We start from the raw sequence: 19,169 nt of genomic DNA, 5'->3' as shown, positions 1-19,169 counted from the left end.
CTAACTCCTGTACAGACGCGATTAATTGCGTCTCTAACTCACTTCTTACCGTCGTTTCCACCAGATAATAGTTGCCGCCGCAAACCCAATTAAGGGTAAAATCAACAAAGACGACAATATTAAAAGATTCGCTTGGGTAGTTGTCAGGGTTATTCGACGGTTTTTCGCTTCTTTGGGACGAATAGAAAGAGGTTGCTTCTCCTGTTGACTCAGCCAAGTAACTGAGTTGAGAAATACATCTCCATTTAGTTGCTGTTGAAACAAGCCATCGGTGGCGAAGCTAGAATTTCCGAAAACTACTAACCGGGATTCGGTGGCTGTTTGAGATGAGGGAGTGGGAGAAGCATTGCCTTGGGTGGTTGGTGATGGTAGGGGTGAAGCTTGCGGAGTTTTGGGGGAGGGTGAAGGAGTTGGGCTAGTTTTGCTTTGGGTGGTTGGTGATGGTAGGGGTGAAGCTTGCGGAGTTTTGGGGGAGGGTGAAGGAGTTGGGCTAGTTTTGCTTTGGGTGGTTGGTGATGGTAGGCGTGAAGGTGTCGGTGAAGCTTGGGGATTGGAGGTAGATTTAGCTGCTTGTTTTCTGGTTAAGGCTACGCCCAAGGTCAGAGGACCTTTGAGGTCTTTATCCGCATTAAACTCTAATTTTTCGCTTTGGAGGTCGCTTTCTGCCCAGCTGTTGGGATAAGGTTTGGTTCGCAGCAGTGGTCTCGCCTCAACACCAGGTACAGAGGTAATTTCCAGTGGTCGGGTAACTGGATAAAAAGAAATGCCGTTACCGAAATCTTTGGTAATTGGATGTTGTCCATATGCTGTCACTAAGGGCGCAGCAGGGCCAAGTCCCACGCTATCCTTTGAGACATCTACTGCTAAACGATTATCCAGACGAACACCCCACTCTTGTAGCAAGCTGTTAAGTTTGGGATCGGTATTAGGATCAATCATCAGCAGTAAGCTACCACCGCGATTAAGATACTCTTGCAAGGCTTTGACTTCACCCTCAAACAGCCCTCGCCTAGGACCAGCTACTATTACGACAGCCGCATCTTCAGGAACTTTGGAAGTTTCTGCTAGATTCAACGGTGATGTTGTATAACTTTTGTCACCTAATCCCTGAACTGCTTGTGATATTGCACCTTTACCAGCCGAAAGTTGGCGTTCGCCATGACCTTGGAGTAAGTAAACTTTGGCTGTAGTTGAATTTGTTAGTTGTTGCAGGCGACTAGTTAATCTGACTTCTGACAGACGCTCATTTTCATTTACCGTCTGTACTAATTGCCGTTTATCCCCAGATTCTAGGTAAACTTCCCCATAATCTTTAACGCCAAACTTTTCTGCAAGTCCTGGTCTAGCTTGGGGGTCGATATACTCATATTTAAATTTTGAGCTTTGCCGTTGATAATTTTCTAGCAGTTCTCGGTCTTGGGGATTCTGGTTAATATCAAACACCCACACTTTAACTGGCTGTGGCAAAACTCTCACCAGTTCGCGTGACTGGGGCGCAAGGGTAAACAATTGAGTTTCTGTTAAGTCTGCCCGCAAGTGATAGCGAGTTCCCAAAAAGTTAATCAATCCCAAAATTGCCAATACTGCCAGAGTTGCCACTAGGGCATTAGTCCCAGCTTGGGTAGAACGACGCTTCCACCAGTTAGTTTGGTAGCTTTGCCATATTATCCCCAACGCACTGATGATAATTCCCGTAATCAGAAATGTTAATGGAATTAATCCCCACTGTTCAGAAACTAATCCAACTGTTAAGCCGACTGTAATTAGGAACGGGCCAAACCAAAATAGATATTTCCACAGTTTCTTTTTTGCAACTATCTTCATATTATTTGTCATTGGTCATTGGTCATTTGTCAAAAACTAGTGACAAGTAAAAATATATCAACGAGAATTGATGAACTAAAAATTAGCAAGACAACTGAATTAATGGCAACAAAGCGGTTTCAAGAATTACAGGTGTATTTATTATCAGAACTATTAGCAGATGACATTTGGAAAATTGTTGAAGGATGGAACTTTTTTGCAAAAGATACGATTGGTAAACAGATTCTCCGTTCGGCAGATAGTATCGGCGCTAATATAGCGGAAGATGTAGGAAGAGGTAGTTTTCAGGAGAATAGACGTTTTATAAAGATAGCGAGAGGTTCTTTGAATGAAACTCAACATTGGTTAAGACGGGCTTAAACTCGTAACCTTTTAACTAGCGAACAGATAAATACAATCAAAATAATCATTAACGAACTAGCACCAAAATTAAACTCCTACCTAAACTCAATTGGCAATGTACCAGATGACAAATGACCAATGACAAATGACCAATAACTACTGCCTTTGAAAGCGCAGTGCATCAATTGATTGAGCGGTGAGAAAGATGCCCAAAAAAATGTAACTAGCGAATAAAATTAAGGCGCTAGTATCAAAAATGCCTTGAATTAAGGTGTTGTAATGTTTTAGCAACGACAGATAACCTAATGCTTCGCCCACGGGGCCAGGGACAATTTTGCCGATTAAATCAATCAATAACAATAATAAGATTACTGCAAAGGTGAGAACGGCAGACAGAATTGTGCTATCTGTTAATGAAGAAATAAACATTCCTACAGATAAAATTGCTGCTGCTAGTAAGATTAATCCCAAATGACCCAGCAAGGGAATTGAGAGCGCCATTGGTGGATTTGATCCGTTGATTGCGATCGCTTCCAACACTAACATAGGTACAACCATCGTGGTAAAAAATGTTAGCACGCCTAATAATTTACCTACAGCTACCGCCCAATTGGTAATTGGTGACGTGGCTAATAGTTCTAAAGTGCCCCGCTTACGTTCTTCGGCATAGAGTCCCATTGAGAGAATTGGTAGGATAAACAACAATAGCCACCCCATTCGATCCAAAAATGCTCGGACAAATTCGTAGGGGACATCTATCGGCGGTACTGGCACTCCCTGTTGTTGCCCTTGTAAATCTATTGCCGCGACTCCGGTCAAAATCCCATCTGGCCCTAGCAAAATCATCACGAAGAATAACCCCGAGATGAACCAAAATATACCTGCGATCGCATAAGCTAAAGGTGATACAAAATAACTCTGTAACTCTCGGCGATAAATGGCAATAATATTACTCAGCACTGCACCCATTTACGCTGCCTCCCTTTCGTTGTCTGCTGCTAAGTCTACCTCAGTATCGAAATTCTTTTCTTCTGTGGTCAGTTGCAAGAATACATCTTCTAAGGTAGCGTTAACACGCCGCAGTTCATGTAAACCGAATCCTGCACGCACTAATGTTGTAGCAATATCCCGTCCTGGTTCTTTTCCCGGTTGCGATATCACCCGCAGGTAAGCGCGGTTTTCCTGGAGTTGATGACCGTGCATTCCAGTTGTTGGAATTGATTCTATCAGACTCACACCCGCGACTTTTTGCAATACCTGTTTTGCTAGAGCAGCTTCTCCTTCTATTTCCAATTCATACCCTGAACCACCTGTCAACTGAGTCATCAGATTTTCTGGTGTATTAGTTGCTACGACTTTCCCGCGATTGATGATGGCGACGCGGCTACAAGTCATGCTCACTTCTGGCAGAATGTGCGTGGAAAGAATAATTGTGTGAGTCCCAGCGAGACTTTTAATTAAATTCCGCACCTCAATTATTTGTCGGGGATCGAGTCCGACGGTGGGTTCATCCAAAATGATCGCTGGTGGATCGTGGACGATCGCTTGAGCAATTCCTACCCTTTGGCGATATCCTTTAGAGAGTTTGCGAATAATCACCCGCCGCTTATCTTCTAAGTTGCAGCGTTCGATGGCGGCTGTGACTTTATTGGGGCGATCGCCTGCTGATACTCCCTTAATTCGGGCGACAAAATGCAAAAATCCCTCCACCGTCATATCTGGATATAACGGCGGTGTTTCCGGTAAATAACCAATCCGTTGGCGTACAGCCAGGGAATTTTCATGGACATCATAACCAGCAATCCGGGCATTTCCATTTGTTGCCGGTAAATAACCAGCCAGAATCCGCATGGTTGTGGTTTTACCAGCGCCGTTGGGGCCCAGAAGCCCTAAAATCTCTCCTGGCTCGACGCTAAAAGTGACATCAGTAATCGCTGGGGTGGAACCGTATATTTTACTCAGATGTTCAACTTCGATCATCGGTATAGTGGCGATCGCAATTTATAGGATACCCAACAATCTTAGATCACGATATTGGGTATGGGGGATTGGCACTAAGATTAGCCGACAATGGGTAAAGTTCCTGAAAAACCTAACCCTGTCCTGACGGACATTCCTCTCCTTACTAAGGCTACGGTGTATACAAAAGTCTCTTGACCTGCAATGCCAATGCATCGATTGATATCATGTCCGCTAAATTGCCCATAATAAAAGAACCTCACCCTGTCCTATCTTTAATCCCTCTCCTTAGTAAGGAGAGGGACAGGTTTTGCGTAGCATAACCAGGGTGAGGTTTCTTTGGTCTATTCGATAAACTGTAAATTGCGTCAACACAGACTTATGTGTACAGGGTAGCCCTGTAGGGGAGAGGAATGGAAGTGAGGTTCTCCAAATTTGTAAGAGTGAAAAGTCAGGTTAATAATAGCTGCCAGATTTCCGATGCTCCAAAGCAGTGACACCATCATTTTCTAACACTTCACCATGATTGATGACGGCATAAATTAACCATCTATCGCCACATTCAAGCTGATTTTGCACCGTACATTCTAAGTAGGCTAATGCCTCATTCACAATCAAACAACCATTAAGAGCAGTTTGTGTGGCAAGATTTGCAAAGGGATTATCTCCTAAAGTGCTATGACGAGAAAAATAGCGTCGCACATTTCTTCCTTCTTTGAGGATATTCAGCACAAATTTATCACCAGGATGATGCATTAAATCTGCATTCTGCTCGTGAGCGATCGCAATCATAATTCCTGGCGGGTTAAAAGTTGCCTGCGATACCCAAGAAGTTAAAACCCCTTTGTGGGTTTCTTGATCACGAGTTGTCACAACACACAGAGAACCAATGATCTGGCCCACAGCTTGCTCGGTACGATCTACAGAAGCTCCCGTGACAACCTGACGCGAAGTACGCAGTTTTTTGGTTTTCTTCAAGTTTTGGGCAAAGGATGCACCTGCTTCTTGACACTGCTGAAGAATCTCAGGAGTAGGACTAAAACGCACCCGAATTGTTTCAAACCCTAGTTGATAATTAGCATCTCTGAGCTTGCTTTCTAGTAAATCTATTGCCTCGCCACTCCAACCGTAGGAACCAAACACCCCTGCTAACTTAGTTTTAACCGTCGCCGAAAGGACTATTCCTAAAGCTGTTTGAATTTGAGTAGGTGCATGTCCGCCTAAGGTAGGTGAACCGATAATAAAGCCATCGCAAGTTTCTACAATGCGGTTAATCTCCGTAGAATCTGCTAGTTCACAGTTGATTGATTCTACATTAATTCCATTTTGAATCAAACCTTGAGCGATCGCATTCGCCAAAATTGCTGTATTACCATAAGCAGAAGCATAAAGCAAAGCGACACTCAATTCTTGAGATTTTTGCCCTTGACACCATTGACGGTAATCATAACTAAAACGACTAAGGCTGTAACGAACAACTGGGCCGTGTGCTGGGGCATAACATCTGGCTCCTAAAGCCGACATTTTATCTAATGCTACTTCGACTTGTTTGGCTTGGGGTGCATGGAGACATTCAAAATAGTAACGACGTTCCGCATCTAATCCCTTCCAATCTTCATCAAACAAAGTATCTTCGCAAATATGAGCGCCGAAAAGTTTGTCTGTGTAGAGAATTTTTGTGGCGGGATCGTAGGTACAAAGTCCATCCGCCCAGCGGGGAGTTGGTACAGTGATAAATGATAGAAGATGTCCTTGTCCTAAATCTAGAGTATCTCCCGATCGCACCGCTTGAATAGGTGATTCCCATTCTGGAAAGGCGGTTTTTAGAACATTGGCGGCGGGGCGAGAACAAATGAGAGTGACTTGAGGAACTTGAGAAAGCAATATTTGCAAGGTGGCTCTGCGGTTTGGGTTGACATGACCGAGAACAATGTAATCTAGGGTGGTAAAGTCTAGATGTTGTGCCAGTTGCTGAAGGTAAATTTCGGTAAAGGATTCACCAGGAGGGTCAATTAAAGCCTTTTTATCAGCTTGAATCAAATAAGAATTTGCTGTAGTTCCCCGTTGGCGGGAATACTCAACCTCAAATTTTAGTCGTTCCCAAGTCCGCGATCGTAGAATCAGAGTATTTTTACCAATTTCAGCAACTTGTACATCTCTAGGATGCCTGGTAGTTAAAGTATTTGCAGACATAATAACCTCTCTTAATTAAAGGGCATGGGGCACTTGTACTGAGCGGCGTCGAAGTATGGGGCATAGGGTATGGAGAAGAGACAAGGTACACAAGGAGAGAAGTCTGAGCGCCGACTTGGGGCGAGCAGAACTTCGGGGAGAGACTTGTTCAATAATTCCCGCTTGTCCCCCTTGTTTTGCTTGTCTCCCTCTGCTTCCCCTGCTCTCTATTCCTAATGACTATTGGTTTGTGTTAATTCAGACTTGGCTCGGCTTCTATAGCGTTTAGATGCTTCTTGTTCCGGGTCGATACCTTCAAAGGTCGGGGGTAGCCAAACACGGAGAAACAGTAGTATTCCCAGCACTAATAAAAAGGCACAAGTTGCTAAAACTTGACTCCAACTTGTTTCTAGAACACCTTTAACAATGACTTCTCGCAAGGCGGAAACAATGGAAACTTCAACAGCTACCCCAATAGATACTCGATGTTCCTGTAGGTAAATAATCAGCAGTCGGAATAACTCAACTAAGATGAGTAAAAAGAGAATATCGGCAGTAACAGCATGAAAATCTAGAGGCGGAAGTAAGGAGAGAAACATATCTCTCACCTGAAGCACCATGAAGCTAAATAAACCGATACACAAAGAAATCACAATCACATCTTGGATAAATTCCAAGGTTCGCACGAGACGCGCCCGATTGATTTCGTACATGGTAATTGGGGTATTTTCAACAGATTTATACATAGCTTTTTGTGACTAGGTAGTGGGGAGTGCGGAGTTAAAAGTGAGAAGTTAAGAGTGAGAAATTGAGGAGCAGGGGAAAATGAGGGAGACAATGCCCCATGCCCAATGCTAATTTAGTAATGATTGCCAATTTTGCGGTGATGGGCGGCGGTAAGTGCATTTAGCTTGGCAACTCTTCCAGTTTGAACTGTGCTATAAATTACCCAATGATCTCCACAATCCATGCGGCTAGTAATTTCACATTCCATATAAGCTAGGGCTTCAGCTAAAACGGGTGATTCATTGTTAGCTGGATATGTTTTCACTCCGGCAAAGCGGTCTGCACCAGGAGCAAAACGCTTTAGGAAATGTTTCATTAATCCTTGATATTTGCCTTCTTCTAAAACGTTTAAAACAAAGCGATCGCCAACATGCATCAAAGATTCAATTGCCCGATCTTTGGATACTGCGATCGCCACTCCTAAAGGTTCAAGACTCGCTTGTGTTACCCACGAAGCGAACATTGCACTCTGAATTTCTCCTTTTTTGGCAGTGATAATATATAATCCTGTGCTAACACGTCCTAAAGCTTTTTCTAGCTCGGTATTGATGGATTTGATCTGTTTAATCGTGCGATCGCGATTCAGCCATTGACCCATATCTATCCCCGCTTCATCACAAAGCTGTTCCGTTGCTTGGGTAGGAATTTCCTTAACTAAGATAGGTGGAAAAGCTTCAGTTAGTCCCAGTTCTTGAAACTTATTACGTAAAGGATAAAGAGGTTCATCTTCTCCGCCTCCCGACTCTAATAAACCAATTGCCTGTTTCTTGTGAACAGCAGCTAAAATGGTACTTAAAGAAGCTTGAGCCATCACCGAAGATTGGGGTGGCATTGCAATTACTAAACCAGAAGATTGTGCAACTAATTCTCGAACTTCTTGAGGCTCGGCACTATTGAGAACTACTAATTCTACTGCCACGCCTGTTTTCGCACATCCATGTGCTATGGTACGAACTAAATGCTCGCTATACCCGTAATCTTCAAAATAAAATAGAGCCACTAAAGTCTCTGTTTTTGCTTGTTCTAAACTCCAGTTTTGATACCGTCCGAGCCATTCGGAGATATAGTGTTGTAATAAAGGGCCATGTCCTGTGGCAACTGTTCCTATTTCTAACTTTTCAATCCGCTTAAAAGCTGCCAAAACAGACCGGGCATTGGGGCCCATGAGACAATCATAGTAATATTTAAAATCTTCCTCTATTGAGGGAAGATTTTCATCATAGGTGTGGTCATCACAGTAGTGCATCCCAAACACATCACAGGTGTAGAGAGTGCAAGTTTTGTGGTCATAAGTGAAGATTGTGTCAGGCCAGTGTAAGTTAGGTGCAGAGATAAATTCTAATTCGTGTCCGTTACCTAAATCTAATCGCTCTCCATTTTTCACCTGCCTTGATTTAAAAGGTTGGTGAACCATATTTTCTAAAAATTGAATAGCTACCCTAGCACCGACAATAGTAATCGAGGGAGCTAATTGCAAAAGATTTTTCACTAAGCCACTGTGGTCTGGTTCTGTGTGACTAATAATCAAGTAATCTATTTTAGTTGGATCAATTAATCCCACCAGTATCTCAAGATATAATTGCTCAAACTTGCGGTGAGATGTGTCTACTAAGGCAACTTTCTCTCCCTGAATTAAGAAAGAATTATAGGTTGTCCCATTCCGTAAACCAAACTCGATATCAAAACGTTCTCGATCCCAGTCGAGACAACGGATAGCAGTCGTTTGAGCAGCAATTTCAACAGTTTGAATCGTCAAACGTCCTGGATTGGGAATAACTTGAGTAAGCTGTGTGAGTGCAACCATTTCTTTTCTCCCAAAAGATATTATCTGGAGCGAGTGTTATGTTTCTTATATTTACCTGAAATACTCAATTAGTAAAATGCGAATTTCTAAAGCTAATCATCAGAAAGATTTATTCTTCATTTTGATTGACTTAGCATTGAATTACTTAATGTTTATCATTACTTTTATCTTCAATAATGAATGTGAGAAAATATAAATACTAAGTTAGAATGTTTACGCATGTCGTTAAATTTTATTCCTCCTCTACAACAAATCAACAGCGAAATCACCCGCCACGCTGGTGTTGATCTGTATGTGCTGCGCCTCGACCTCATGCACCCGTGGGTTAACGGCAACAAGTGGTTCAAGCTGAAATACAATCTTTTGGAGGCCAAGGAGAAAAATTTCACGACGCTGCTTACTTTTGGCGGCGCTTATTCCAATCACATCTATGCAACTGCGGCGGCTGGTAATCTTTTCGGTTTTCGCACCATTGGTGTAATTCGTGGGGAGGAAAGGCTACCACTCAACCCGACGCTGAGTTTCGCTGTACAACAGGGTATGCAGCTTGTGTACCTGAACCGCGAGATGTATCGACAGCGTAACACAGCAGCACTACAGGAATATCTGCAACAACGTTTTGGTGAGGTGTTTATTATTCCCGAAGGTGGCTGTAATTTAAATGGTGTGCGTGGCTGCACGGAGATAGTTGGTGATGCGATGCCTACGGCTGGCTACGCCTACGCATTTGCTCATATATGCGTAGCCTGCGGTACGGCTACCACACTGGCAGGTATTACGCTATCGTTGGATCAAAAGCAAAGAGCAATCGCTTTTCCAGTATTGAAAAATGGGGCTTTTCTTGCACAAGAAATTGAAAATCTGCTGACAAATTACCTCGCCTCTGGTTTACCCGCACCATATACCTCTCCGGCTGACTGGGAATTAGTGTGTGATTACCACTTTGGCGGCTATGCAAAAGTGAACGACAAGTTGCTACAGTTCAGCCAGCAATTCCGGGAGGAACATGGCATACCCCTTGATTACGTATATACCGCCAAAATGTTTTACGGAGTGATGGATTTACTCAAGCAGGGATTTTTTCGTAGAGGCGATTCATTGCTACTATTACACACAGGAGGTTTACAGGGCAACGTTGGCATGGAGAAGCGGATTAGTAGTCAAAGCCCTGCCAAAGCCAGTCTCCAAGCTTGATTTGTCGCCTTTTCTACACACTCTTGACAAAAGCGCAATTATCTTACAGCAGAATTCAAGTATTTGAACCACATCTATCGTAGGGGCACAGCATTGCTGTGCCCCTACCGCGTGGTCTATTTACCTGAAAATAGCTGTAACCTCTCACGAATGAGTCTACTTTGTTTGTGCAACTGGCTGCACGCGCAAACCCTCTGTCTCATCAACCGTAGGAGTGGCAATCAGCGATTCATTTCCTGTCAGACCTGATGTAATTTCTACTTCGGTACCATAATCTCGCCCAACGACAACTTTTTGATAATGCACTGTTTGGTTTTTGGTTAAAGTTGCGACCTGCGTACCTCCGGCGTTAACGACTAAGGCACTATCTGGCACAACAAAGGGAGTATTAGTGCGGTTAATCGCAAATTTAACAGTAGCATACATCCCAGGTCGCAGCGTCGCGTTGTAATTCTCCACTTCTAATTGTGTCAGCAAAGTGCGAGTATTTGGATCTATAGCGTTGCTAGTACGCACTACTTTACCCGTAAACACTCGTTGTGGTAACTCTTTGACTGTAATTTCTGCTGTTTGACCAGTCTCAAATGACGGTGATAAACTCTGTGGAACATTCACATTCACGTCTAGCTTGTCATAAGCAGCAATAGTATAAAGGCTGGTATTGCTAGTGTTGGTGTTGCTGGTATTGGTGTTACTACTAGAATTGCTGTTGCCACTACCTGCTGAAATTAAAACACCTGTATTTACATTACGTGCGGTAATCACCCCTGAGAAAGGAGCAGTGACTTTCTTGTAAGACTGCAATACCGTATTACGCTGGAAGTTTGCTTGACTTGCGTAGACGTTAGCTTGTGCTGCTTTGACGTTGGCAGAGTCAGAACTAATAGTGTTTTGTGCTGCCTCAACATTGGCAAGATTAGCCTGATATGTAGCATATTTTGTATCTGTATCTTGTTGAGCTACTGCACCTTTTTTGACAAGAAATTGCCAGCGCTGCCAGCTCTGACGTGCTATCAATAAATTAGCCTGGGCTTGCTTCAAATCAGAAACACCTTTAGCTAAACTAGCACGACTTTGAAGCACGTTAGCTTGTGCTTGTGCTAACTCTGCCTTCGCTTGCAAAACTTGCTGATCTATGTCTGGTGAATCAATCTCTGCTAATAATTGACCAGCTTGGACGCGATCGCCAATGTCTGCGTACCACCGCCGCAAATACCCAGTACTGCGAGCGTAGATGGTCGTTTGGTTAAGGGCTACAACACTGCCAGGTAGTTCCAAATTGGTAGTAGCAGCAGCGCGACGGGGAGTGATAATGTTGACTGAGGTTAAAGTGCTTGCTTCCTTGACTGCTGCTTTTAATTCTGACCTTTGGCTTAACCGGGGCAGAATACCTATGGCTAGTAGGCTACCAAAAAAAACAACACCAATTACAGCCCAACCAATTCGACCGATGCCGCGCCTTTGTTTTCTAGAAGTCGTTTGTTGTTCTAAATCAGGAGATGCAGGAGGCTGAGAATCCATAGGTAAGCTGTCCCATATTATCTAATTTGCAGAAATTCAGCAGCTAAAGTCATTACCATTATTGGCTTTGGCAATTTTGAACTTTGAATTGCGGCGTTGCATAAATGCAGGATGAATTAGCGACTGAAACTATTAATAATTCGCTCAACATCGCCTGAAATCATCCCATGATTCAGCAACGCCTGAATTGCTTACTCCTTGCCTTGGGATGATGACAAGGAGTATGCAGTCTGTGGATCTGAGAAATTTAAATCCTCATCATCCTGCTCAATAGGACGAGGTTGTTTACGCCGTAACATGCTGTATACAACAGGTACAAAGATGAGAGTAGCAATTGTTGCAGCTGACAAGCCGCCAATTACAGCGCGACCCAAGGGCGCATTCTGCTCACCACCTTCACCAAGACCGAGAGACATTGGCACCATCCCAATGAGCATGGCTAAGGCAGTCATCAACACAGGACGCAATCGCGTGTGACCCGCTGCTTGCGCTGCTTTATAGGCATTTTCACCTTCCAGACGCTGGTCATTAGCAAAAGTAATCAGTAGAATACTGTTTGATGTCGCCACACCTATACTCATAATTGCACCCATTAACGAAGGAACGCTGAAAGTAGTGCGGGTGACAAACAGCATCCAGACAATACCAGCTAAAGCACTTGGCAATGCCATCATAATAATCAGGGGATCAAGCCAAGATTGGAAGTTGACCACCATTAAGCAGTAAACCAGCACAATTGCAAACACAAGTCCGAAACCAAGTCCCAGGAACGAAGAGTTCATCGTTTGTACTTGTCCGCGGACATTAATCTGACTACCGTGAGGCAATTTTTTCTGATAATCAGCGATGATTCGATTTACATCGCGGGCAACTCCCCCCAGATCGCGATCGTAGGAGTTAGCGTAGATATCGAAAACTGGCTGAATGTTGTAGTGATTCACAACTTGCATCACTGTGTCGCGTTTGACACTAGCCAAATTACCTAAAAGTTGGGGTGCAGTTTGACCGTTACTAACTGGCGTATTTTTCAGGCTGTCAATAGAGTCAATTTTGTACTGGGGAACTTGTACAGCAAGGGTGTAACTCACGCCTTTTTTGGGATCGAGCCATTGGTTAATTGCAGCTTGACCGCTTGAACTTAAGGAAGTGAGAACGCTATTGGCAACATCACGCTGGGTCATACCCAGTTGTTGAGCCTCAGTGCGATCTACATCAAGACGTAACTCTGGCGCATCGACAACTTGCTGCATATGTACATCTACAGCACCAGGAATCAGCGTCATTCGGGCTTCAATTTGTTTGGCAATTTCAAAGTTGGCCTTTGAGTTTTGCAGAGGTCCAGATATTTGTACGTCAACAGCAGCAGGCAAACCGAAATTCAGAATTTGAGTAACAATATCAGCCGGTTCAAAAAAGAAGGTGTAATTGGGAAATGTCGCTTTCAATTTCTGGCGGAGTTGCTTGACATAAGAAAAAGTTGAACCAGATTTTTTCAGGGACACAAGAATGTCAGCATCAGCCGGTCCAATTGTAGCACCGTTGTAGCCATAGGTAAGGTTAATGCCACTGTTGGGTAAGCCGATGTTATCCAGAACCTTCGAGAGATTTTCTTTCGGTACAGTCTGGCGGATAACGCCTTCGACTTGGCTGACAATTCTTTCTGTCTCTTCCAAACGAGTACCAGGTAAGGCTCGAACATGTAGGCTAAACTGACCACCATCGACTTCAGGGAAAAAATCTTGACCGACGAACGGCAACAAAACTCCTGCACTTACTATAAAAGCACCAAACAGCACAAAGACTATGCGGCGGTGATTTAATGCTGAGGTCAGGACATCGTAGTACCAACTGCGAAATTTCTCAAATTGTCGGTTAAACTTTTCGTGTAGCCGCCATATCCAATCTTTCTTAACAGGTTCGGCAGTTTTCGTTGTTGCTTCTGACCTTTGGTGGTGGTTATCGTGACCATTATTGTTTTGGACTGGCGAATCAGTATGGTGGTTGTCGCGACTATCATGGATTTCGACTAGTAAATGGGTGTGGCGATCGCCATGACCATTATTGTTTTGGACTGGCGAATCTATATTATGGTTGTCGCGACCATTATTGTTTTGGACTGGTGAATCTATATTATGGCGATCGCCATGACCATTATGATCCTCGCTTTCTCTATGCAAGTGCGCTTCATGTGGTAGGAAATAATTTGCCATCGTCGGTACTACAGTCCGAGATAGCAGATAGGAAGCAAGCATGGCAAAGACTACCGCCATCGCTAGCGGGACAAACAGGTATTTTGCTACTCCACTCAAAAACACCACCGGCACAAAGACAATACAAATACATAATGTTGCTACAAGTGCTGGAGTTGCGATTTGCTGCGCTCCATCCAAGATTGCTCGCTTGATTGGTTTACCTTGTCCGAGATTTCGGTGGATATTTTCAATTTCCACTGTGGCATCATCTACGAGAATACCGACAGCTAAGGACAAACCACCCAAAGTCATAATGTTGAAAGTTTGTCCTAAACGACTCATCACAATAATCGAAACCAGCATCGAGAGGGGAATAGATACAGCTACAATTACAGTGCTGCGCCAACTTCCTAAGAAAATCAAAATCATCAGCGCGGTGAGACAGGCTGCAATCAATCCTTCTTTGAGAACGCCTTGAATCGAAGCTTTAACAAATACAGATTGATCGAACAAAAACGCTAAATTCAGTCCTGGGGGTAAAGTGGATTGGATACGAGGCAAAGCTTTTTTTATCCGATCGATTACATCAATAGTTGAGGCATTGCCACTCTTGAGAATACTCAGTAAGCTCGATCGACTGCCATTTTCACGTACTATGTTTGTCTGTACGGCAAAGCCATCCCGTACCTGGGCGACATCGCGAATATAAGTCACATTACCATTGACTTGCTTAATCGGCAAGTCGTTGAGGGCTGCCACTACATCTGGACTATTATTGATTCGGACGGCAAAGTCGCGAGTGCCTATCTTCATATCGCCAGCAGGCAGAACTAAGTTTTGGGCACTGACAGCATTAGTCACGTCTTGGGCAGAAACGCCTTTAGCCAACATCGCTTGGGGATCGATATCAACCATAATTTGCCGAGCTTTACCACCATAGGGTAAAGGTACACTCGCGCCTTGTACTGTTGCTAACTGGGTGCGGACAACGTTAGTAGCAAAGTCGTTGAGCGCTTGTTCCGGTAAGTTTTTGCTGCTGACACTCATCTGGATAATTGGCACGCTAGAAGCGTTGTACTGAATGATGAATGGCGGCGTGATCCCGGGTGGCAAAGGACGGAGAATTGTTTGGCTGACAGAGGTGATTTGAGCGACGGCTGAGGCTATATTAACGCTCGGTTGGAAGAAAACCTTGACGACACTAACACCACTTAAAGATTGAGACTCAATGTGTTCAATGTCCCCAACAGTTGTTGTCATGGCACGTTCGCTAATTGTCACGATTCGCTGTGCCATTTCCTCAGATGTAGTACCAGTATAAGTCCAAACTATACTGACAACCGGAATGTTGATTGCGGGAAAAATGTCAACTGGTGTGCCAAATATCGTTACTACACCCAGGATCACAATCATCAAGGCAGCGATCGCGAATGTATACGGAAGACGTAATGCAATTTTGACGATCCACATAGTTAGTTAGGATACTTCAAAAGTTTTTTGGGTTAAAGCTGTTTTGCTGAAGTTGGCGTTTGAGCTAATTGAAGTTGTTCTGTTTGGAGTTGCTCAACTAGCCACTCAATTTCTGATTTGATGACTTCAACTGCCCGCCTTTGCACTTTCGCTTGATATAAATCATCAGTAATTTCAATTGCTTTTTTCTCTGCAAGGCGTAACCGACATGACATTAATCGATGTTCAATTAACTGCACTCGTTCTTCGGGTAATAAATGATCAAAGAAAAAAAATTTGATTAAGAATCGCGATCGCGCATTCACCCAACTTTCATGAGGATATGCCAGCATCTCTTGATACCAAGTTTTTTTACCGACGAATGTAATCTCATATACCTTTCCACATTGCCCAGCTTCTTGTCCCTGTTCTGCACATAGGATCGCTTCACCTTGTTCTTCCATCCGCTTCAGAAGAGGATAAATCGCACCATAGTTAACACAAATACTGCAACTCATAAACATCTCTAGTTGCTGTTTGAGCCGATAACCATTTAATGGCTCTCGCTGTAAGAGACCTAATACTGCCAACTTCAGCATTTTGCTATATCAGTTTGATATGTTTATCAACAATATCAAATAGATTCTTTTTAGCCAAGTACTTAAGGCTGATTTGTCAGAATTCTTTTTTGTGATGCCGCAGGATGCTTATTGGGGGCAAAGCTGTATAGTTAGTTACCTGGGTACATCAGCATTAAGTTGCCGTGAGGGTGCGATCGCAAACAACCACCAAGGAAATATTTTCCGCGATCGCGTGCAGGATGTGCGAGTGAATAGCAAATAACCTTTTCCCCGTTCCCACGGTGCTTATTGGACAAATGCTAAAACCTGGGAGGCGATTATTCAGAGGTTGCCATAATGCTTTACTTTTTACGGTATCTAGAAAACCCCGCTTCCATTCCTCTCCCCTACAAGGCACATAATTAATTAGTTATGATTTCCACAGTCATTGCACCCCTCCCCGCAAGCGGCTACTGTGTACACACAAGTCGGAAAAACTATCATGGCGATGCCTGCGGCGGGCTAGCCAACGCATTTGTTATTTCGGCGGACTCATTTGTTATTTCGGCGGACTCATTTGTTATTTCGGCGAACTCATTTGTTATTTCGGCGGACTCATTTGTTATTTCGGCGAACTCATTTGTTATTTCGGCGAACTCATTTGTTCTTATTAGGTCATTTTGCACATGAGGTGAAAATCGGAATACTTGCGGCGGAATCGTCAGCCTTGATTCAGCAGAATGGTTGCTTTTGTCTCCCGTTGGTTTCAGTCATTTAGGTAATTTGCATCGGCTGCATTACCCGCCTGAGATTGAAATCCCAGTCTAATAGCTTAACTCCTCTAAAGAGGACTAAGCCATTTTTTGAGATTAATTGCAGTCCACTTGAGTGGACTTAGGGTATTAGCCCAGTACTTTGAGTGCTGGGCGGGATAGGGAGCTAATTAAGATACATTAATGAGCCTTTGATGCGCTCATTCGAGTTTATCGAATAGCAAAATTATTCTGAACTAGAGGGACACTCTGGAATTGAAAATTAAATTAAGAAAGGTAATAAAAACAACAATCACATCAGAATCTTAATTAATGGTGAACTCAATTCTTTTAAAGGCTGCCATAATATATCTAAACCTTTAGTTGCTAAAATAGGTGCAAGTATAAATAACAGTCAATATTAGTAACTCCACTATCACCTAGTTTGTAGAAAAATAATACCCAACCCAAAAAGAAACTAAACAACAACTGCATGAGGGTTATAATTTCATCCAACTATTGCCCAAAGGTCAGGAAGCATTAAGGATTACCTCATAGTACCTTAAGCAGGTACGGAGCGAAAAAAATACAAAAAACTCTTCAAGAATAAACCTATGGCAACCGAACAGTTAACTAGAGACAGCGACAATCTAGATTTAAATCAGCTACTAAGAACGCTGAATGCTGTTAAACAGGGTGACTTCTCGGCTCGGATGCCTATAGATCATACTGGTGTGGCGGGGAAAATAGCTGATACGCTTAATGATATTATTGATCAAAATGAGCGGATGGCGGCGGAACTACAGCGAATTGGTAATGTTGTCGGCAAAGAAGGCAAAATTGCCGATCGCGCCTCTCTGGGAGATGTTCGTGGTTCTTGGTTAAATTGTGTTACTTCTGTCAATACTCTGATTACAGATTTAGTTCAACCAACAGCTGAAACTACTCGTGTGATTCGTGCTGTCGCCAATGGTGACTTATCCCAAACGATCGCTACAGAAATTGATCGCAGACCCTTGCAAGGTGAGTTTCTCCAAACTGCTAATATTGTTAACACGATGGTAGATCGGCTTGGTTCTTTTGCATCGGAAGTTACGCGGGTTGCGCGGGAAGTGGGAACTGAGGGTAAGTTGGGTGTGCAAGCCGAAGTGCAAGGTGTGGCTGGCACTTGGAAAGATTTGACTGATAACGTTAACTTAATGGCGGGAAATCTCACCGGACAAGTTCGCAATATTGCCGAAGTTGCCACTGCGATCGCTAATGGTGACTTATCCAAAAAAATCACTGTGAATGTGAAAGGCGAAATTCTCGAACTCAAAAACACCGTCAACACGATGGTGGATCAACTTAATTCTTTTGCATCGGAAGTAACGCGAGTTGCCCGTGAGGTGGGAACTGAAGGTAAGTTGGGCGTGCAAGCCGAAGTTAAAGGAGTGGCAGGAACTTGGAAGGATCTCACCGACAACGTTAATTTGATGGCTGGGAATTTGACTGCACAAGTCCGTAACATTGCGGAAGTGACAACGGCGGTAGCTAATGGCGACCTTTCTAAGAAAATCACTGTTAATGTCAAAGGCGAAATTTTAGAGTTGAAAAACACCGTCAACATCATGGTGGATCAACTTAATTCCTTTGCATCGGAAGTCACAAGAGTGGCGCGTGAGGTGGGTGCAGAAGGTAAATTGGGCGGTCAAGCAGATGTCCGGGGAGTCGCGGGAACGTGGAAAGACCTTACCGATAGTGTGAATTTCATGGCGGGAAGCTTGACGGGACAGGTGCGAAATATCGCGGAAGTCACAACAGCAGTGGCAACAGGCGACCTTTCCAAGAAAATCACTGTGGATGTGAAAGGCGAAATTCTGGAACTCAAGAACACCATCAACACAATGGTGGATCAACTTAATTCTTTTGCATCGGAAGTCACAAGGGTGGCGCGTGAGGTGGGAACCGAAGGTAAGTTGGGTGTGCAAGCAGAAGTGCGGGGCGTAGCTGGGACTTGGAAAGATTTAACTGATAACGTTAACTTAATGGCGGGAAATCTTACCGGACAGGTGCGAAACATTGCCGAAGTTACCACAGCAGTAGCCAACGGCGACCTCTCTAAGAAAATCACTGTTGATGTCAAAGGCGAAATATTAGAGTTGAAAAACACCGTCAACATCATGGTAGATCAACTCAATTCTTTTGCATCGGAAGTCACAAGAGTAGCGCGTGAGGTAGGCGCAGAAGGAAAATTGGGCGGTCAAGCAGAAGTGCGCGGTGTGGCTGGCACTTGGAAAGACTTGACTGACAGCGTGAATTTCATGGCGGGAAGCTTGACGGCACAGGTGCGGAATATTGCCGAAGTGACTACTGCTGTGGCAACAGGCGACCTATCCAAGAAAATCACCGTCGATGTCAAAGGTGAAATTCAGGAACTCAAAAATACCATCAACACAATGGTGGATCAACTCAATTCTTTTGCATCGGAAGTTACAAGGGTTGCCCGTGAGGTGGGAAGTGAGGGTAAACTGGGTGTGCAAGCAGAAGTGCGCGGTGTGGCTGGCACTTGGAAAGACTTGACTGACAGCGTGAATTTCATGGCGGGAAGCTTGACGGCACAGGTGCGGAATAT

12 protein-coding genes and 1 pseudogene are annotated in these 19,169 nt (G+C 43.8%); 4 read left to right on the top strand and 9 right to left on the bottom strand.

Annotated features, from left to right (window positions below; translation table 11 throughout):
- Positions 1–45 precede the first annotated feature (45 nt).
- The gene (locus V7K36_RS23235; RefSeq protein ID WP_335119871.1) at positions 46–1,824 is read right to left on the bottom strand and encodes a GldG family protein; all 1,779 of its coding nucleotides are present in this window, start codon (positions 1,822–1,824) and stop codon (positions 46–48) included.
- A gap of 102 nt (positions 1,825–1,926) precedes the next feature.
- On the opposite strand from V7K36_RS23235, the pseudogene V7K36_RS23230 reads away from it, so the two are divergent.
- Positions 1,927–2,301 (top strand): annotated as a pseudogene (locus V7K36_RS23230) (four helix bundle protein).
- Between the two features lie 21 nt (positions 2,302–2,322).
- Here the strand turns inward: V7K36_RS23230 and V7K36_RS23225 are convergent.
- The 5 genes from V7K36_RS23225 to V7K36_RS23205 all read right to left on the bottom strand — a co-directional run bounded on the left by V7K36_RS23225 (position 2,323) and on the right by V7K36_RS23205 (position 8,887).
- Positions 2,323–3,135 (bottom strand): ABC transporter permease, encoded by an 813-nt coding sequence (locus V7K36_RS23225; protein ID WP_335119690.1) that lies wholly within the window; start codon positions 3,133–3,135, stop codon positions 2,323–2,325.
- Positions 3,136–4,146 carry an ABC transporter ATP-binding protein gene (locus V7K36_RS23220; RefSeq protein ID WP_335119688.1) on the bottom strand — a complete coding sequence of 337 codons (1,011 nt, stop codon included), beginning with the start codon at positions 4,144–4,146 and terminating at the stop codon, positions 3,136–3,138.
- A gap of 435 nt (positions 4,147–4,581) precedes the next feature.
- Positions 4,582–6,318 carry a diflavin flavoprotein gene (locus tag V7K36_RS23215; RefSeq protein WP_335119686.1) on the bottom strand — a complete coding sequence of 579 codons (1,737 nt, stop codon included), beginning with the start codon at positions 6,316–6,318 and terminating at the stop codon, positions 4,582–4,584.
- 212 nt (positions 6,319–6,530) lie between these two features.
- Positions 6,531–7,043 carry a phosphate-starvation-inducible PsiE family protein gene (locus tag V7K36_RS23210; protein ID WP_335119683.1) on the bottom strand — a complete coding sequence of 171 codons (513 nt, stop codon included), beginning with the start codon at positions 7,041–7,043 and terminating at the stop codon, positions 6,531–6,533.
- Positions 7,044–7,156: 113 nt separating this feature from the next.
- The gene (locus V7K36_RS23205) at positions 7,157–8,887 is read right to left on the bottom strand and encodes a diflavin flavoprotein (RefSeq protein WP_335119681.1); all 1,731 of its coding nucleotides are present in this window, start codon (positions 8,885–8,887) and stop codon (positions 7,157–7,159) included.
- A gap of 219 nt (positions 8,888–9,106) precedes the next feature.
- On the opposite strand from V7K36_RS23205, the gene V7K36_RS23200 reads away from it, so the two are divergent.
- A complete protein-coding gene (locus tag V7K36_RS23200; RefSeq protein WP_335119679.1) occupies positions 9,107–10,081 on the top strand; it encodes a 1-aminocyclopropane-1-carboxylate deaminase/D-cysteine desulfhydrase in 975 nt (324 codons plus the stop codon).
- Between the two features lie 156 nt (positions 10,082–10,237).
- Here the strand turns inward: V7K36_RS23200 and V7K36_RS23195 are convergent, their stop codons facing one another.
- The 3 genes from V7K36_RS23195 to V7K36_RS23185 all read right to left on the bottom strand — a co-directional run bounded on the left by V7K36_RS23195 (position 10,238) and on the right by V7K36_RS23185 (position 15,842).
- A complete protein-coding gene (locus V7K36_RS23195; RefSeq protein ID WP_335119677.1) occupies positions 10,238–11,602 on the bottom strand; it encodes an efflux RND transporter periplasmic adaptor subunit in 1,365 nt (454 codons plus the stop codon).
- 191 nt (positions 11,603–11,793) lie between these two features.
- A complete protein-coding gene (locus V7K36_RS23190) occupies positions 11,794–15,264 on the bottom strand; it encodes an efflux RND transporter permease subunit (protein ID WP_335119674.1) in 3,471 nt (1,156 codons plus the stop codon).
- A gap of 32 nt (positions 15,265–15,296) precedes the next feature.
- Entirely contained in the window at positions 15,297–15,842 is a 546-nt protein-coding gene (locus V7K36_RS23185) for a helix-turn-helix transcriptional regulator (protein WP_335119672.1), read from the bottom strand.
- A gap of 73 nt (positions 15,843–15,915) precedes the next feature.
- Between V7K36_RS23185 and V7K36_RS23180 the strand changes: the two genes are divergently transcribed.
- Together V7K36_RS23180 and V7K36_RS23175 are read left to right on the top strand one after the other, a co-directional pair.
- Entirely contained in the window at positions 15,916–16,086 is a 171-nt protein-coding gene (locus V7K36_RS23180; protein ID WP_335119670.1) for a hypothetical protein, read from the top strand.
- 1,083 nt (positions 16,087–17,169) lie between these two features.
- The coding region (locus tag V7K36_RS23175; RefSeq protein ID WP_335119668.1) for a HAMP domain-containing protein at positions 17,170–19,169 on the top strand (2,000 nt) is incomplete at its 3' end.

Source organism: Nostoc sp. (genome assembly GCF_036919555.1).
In the GTDB taxonomy this organism is placed as follows: Bacteria; Cyanobacteriota; Cyanobacteriia; order Cyanobacteriales; family Nostocaceae; genus Nostoc.
The sequence above is the reverse complement of the archived record's forward strand: the minus strand, read 5'-3'. Positions and strand labels throughout refer to the sequence as shown.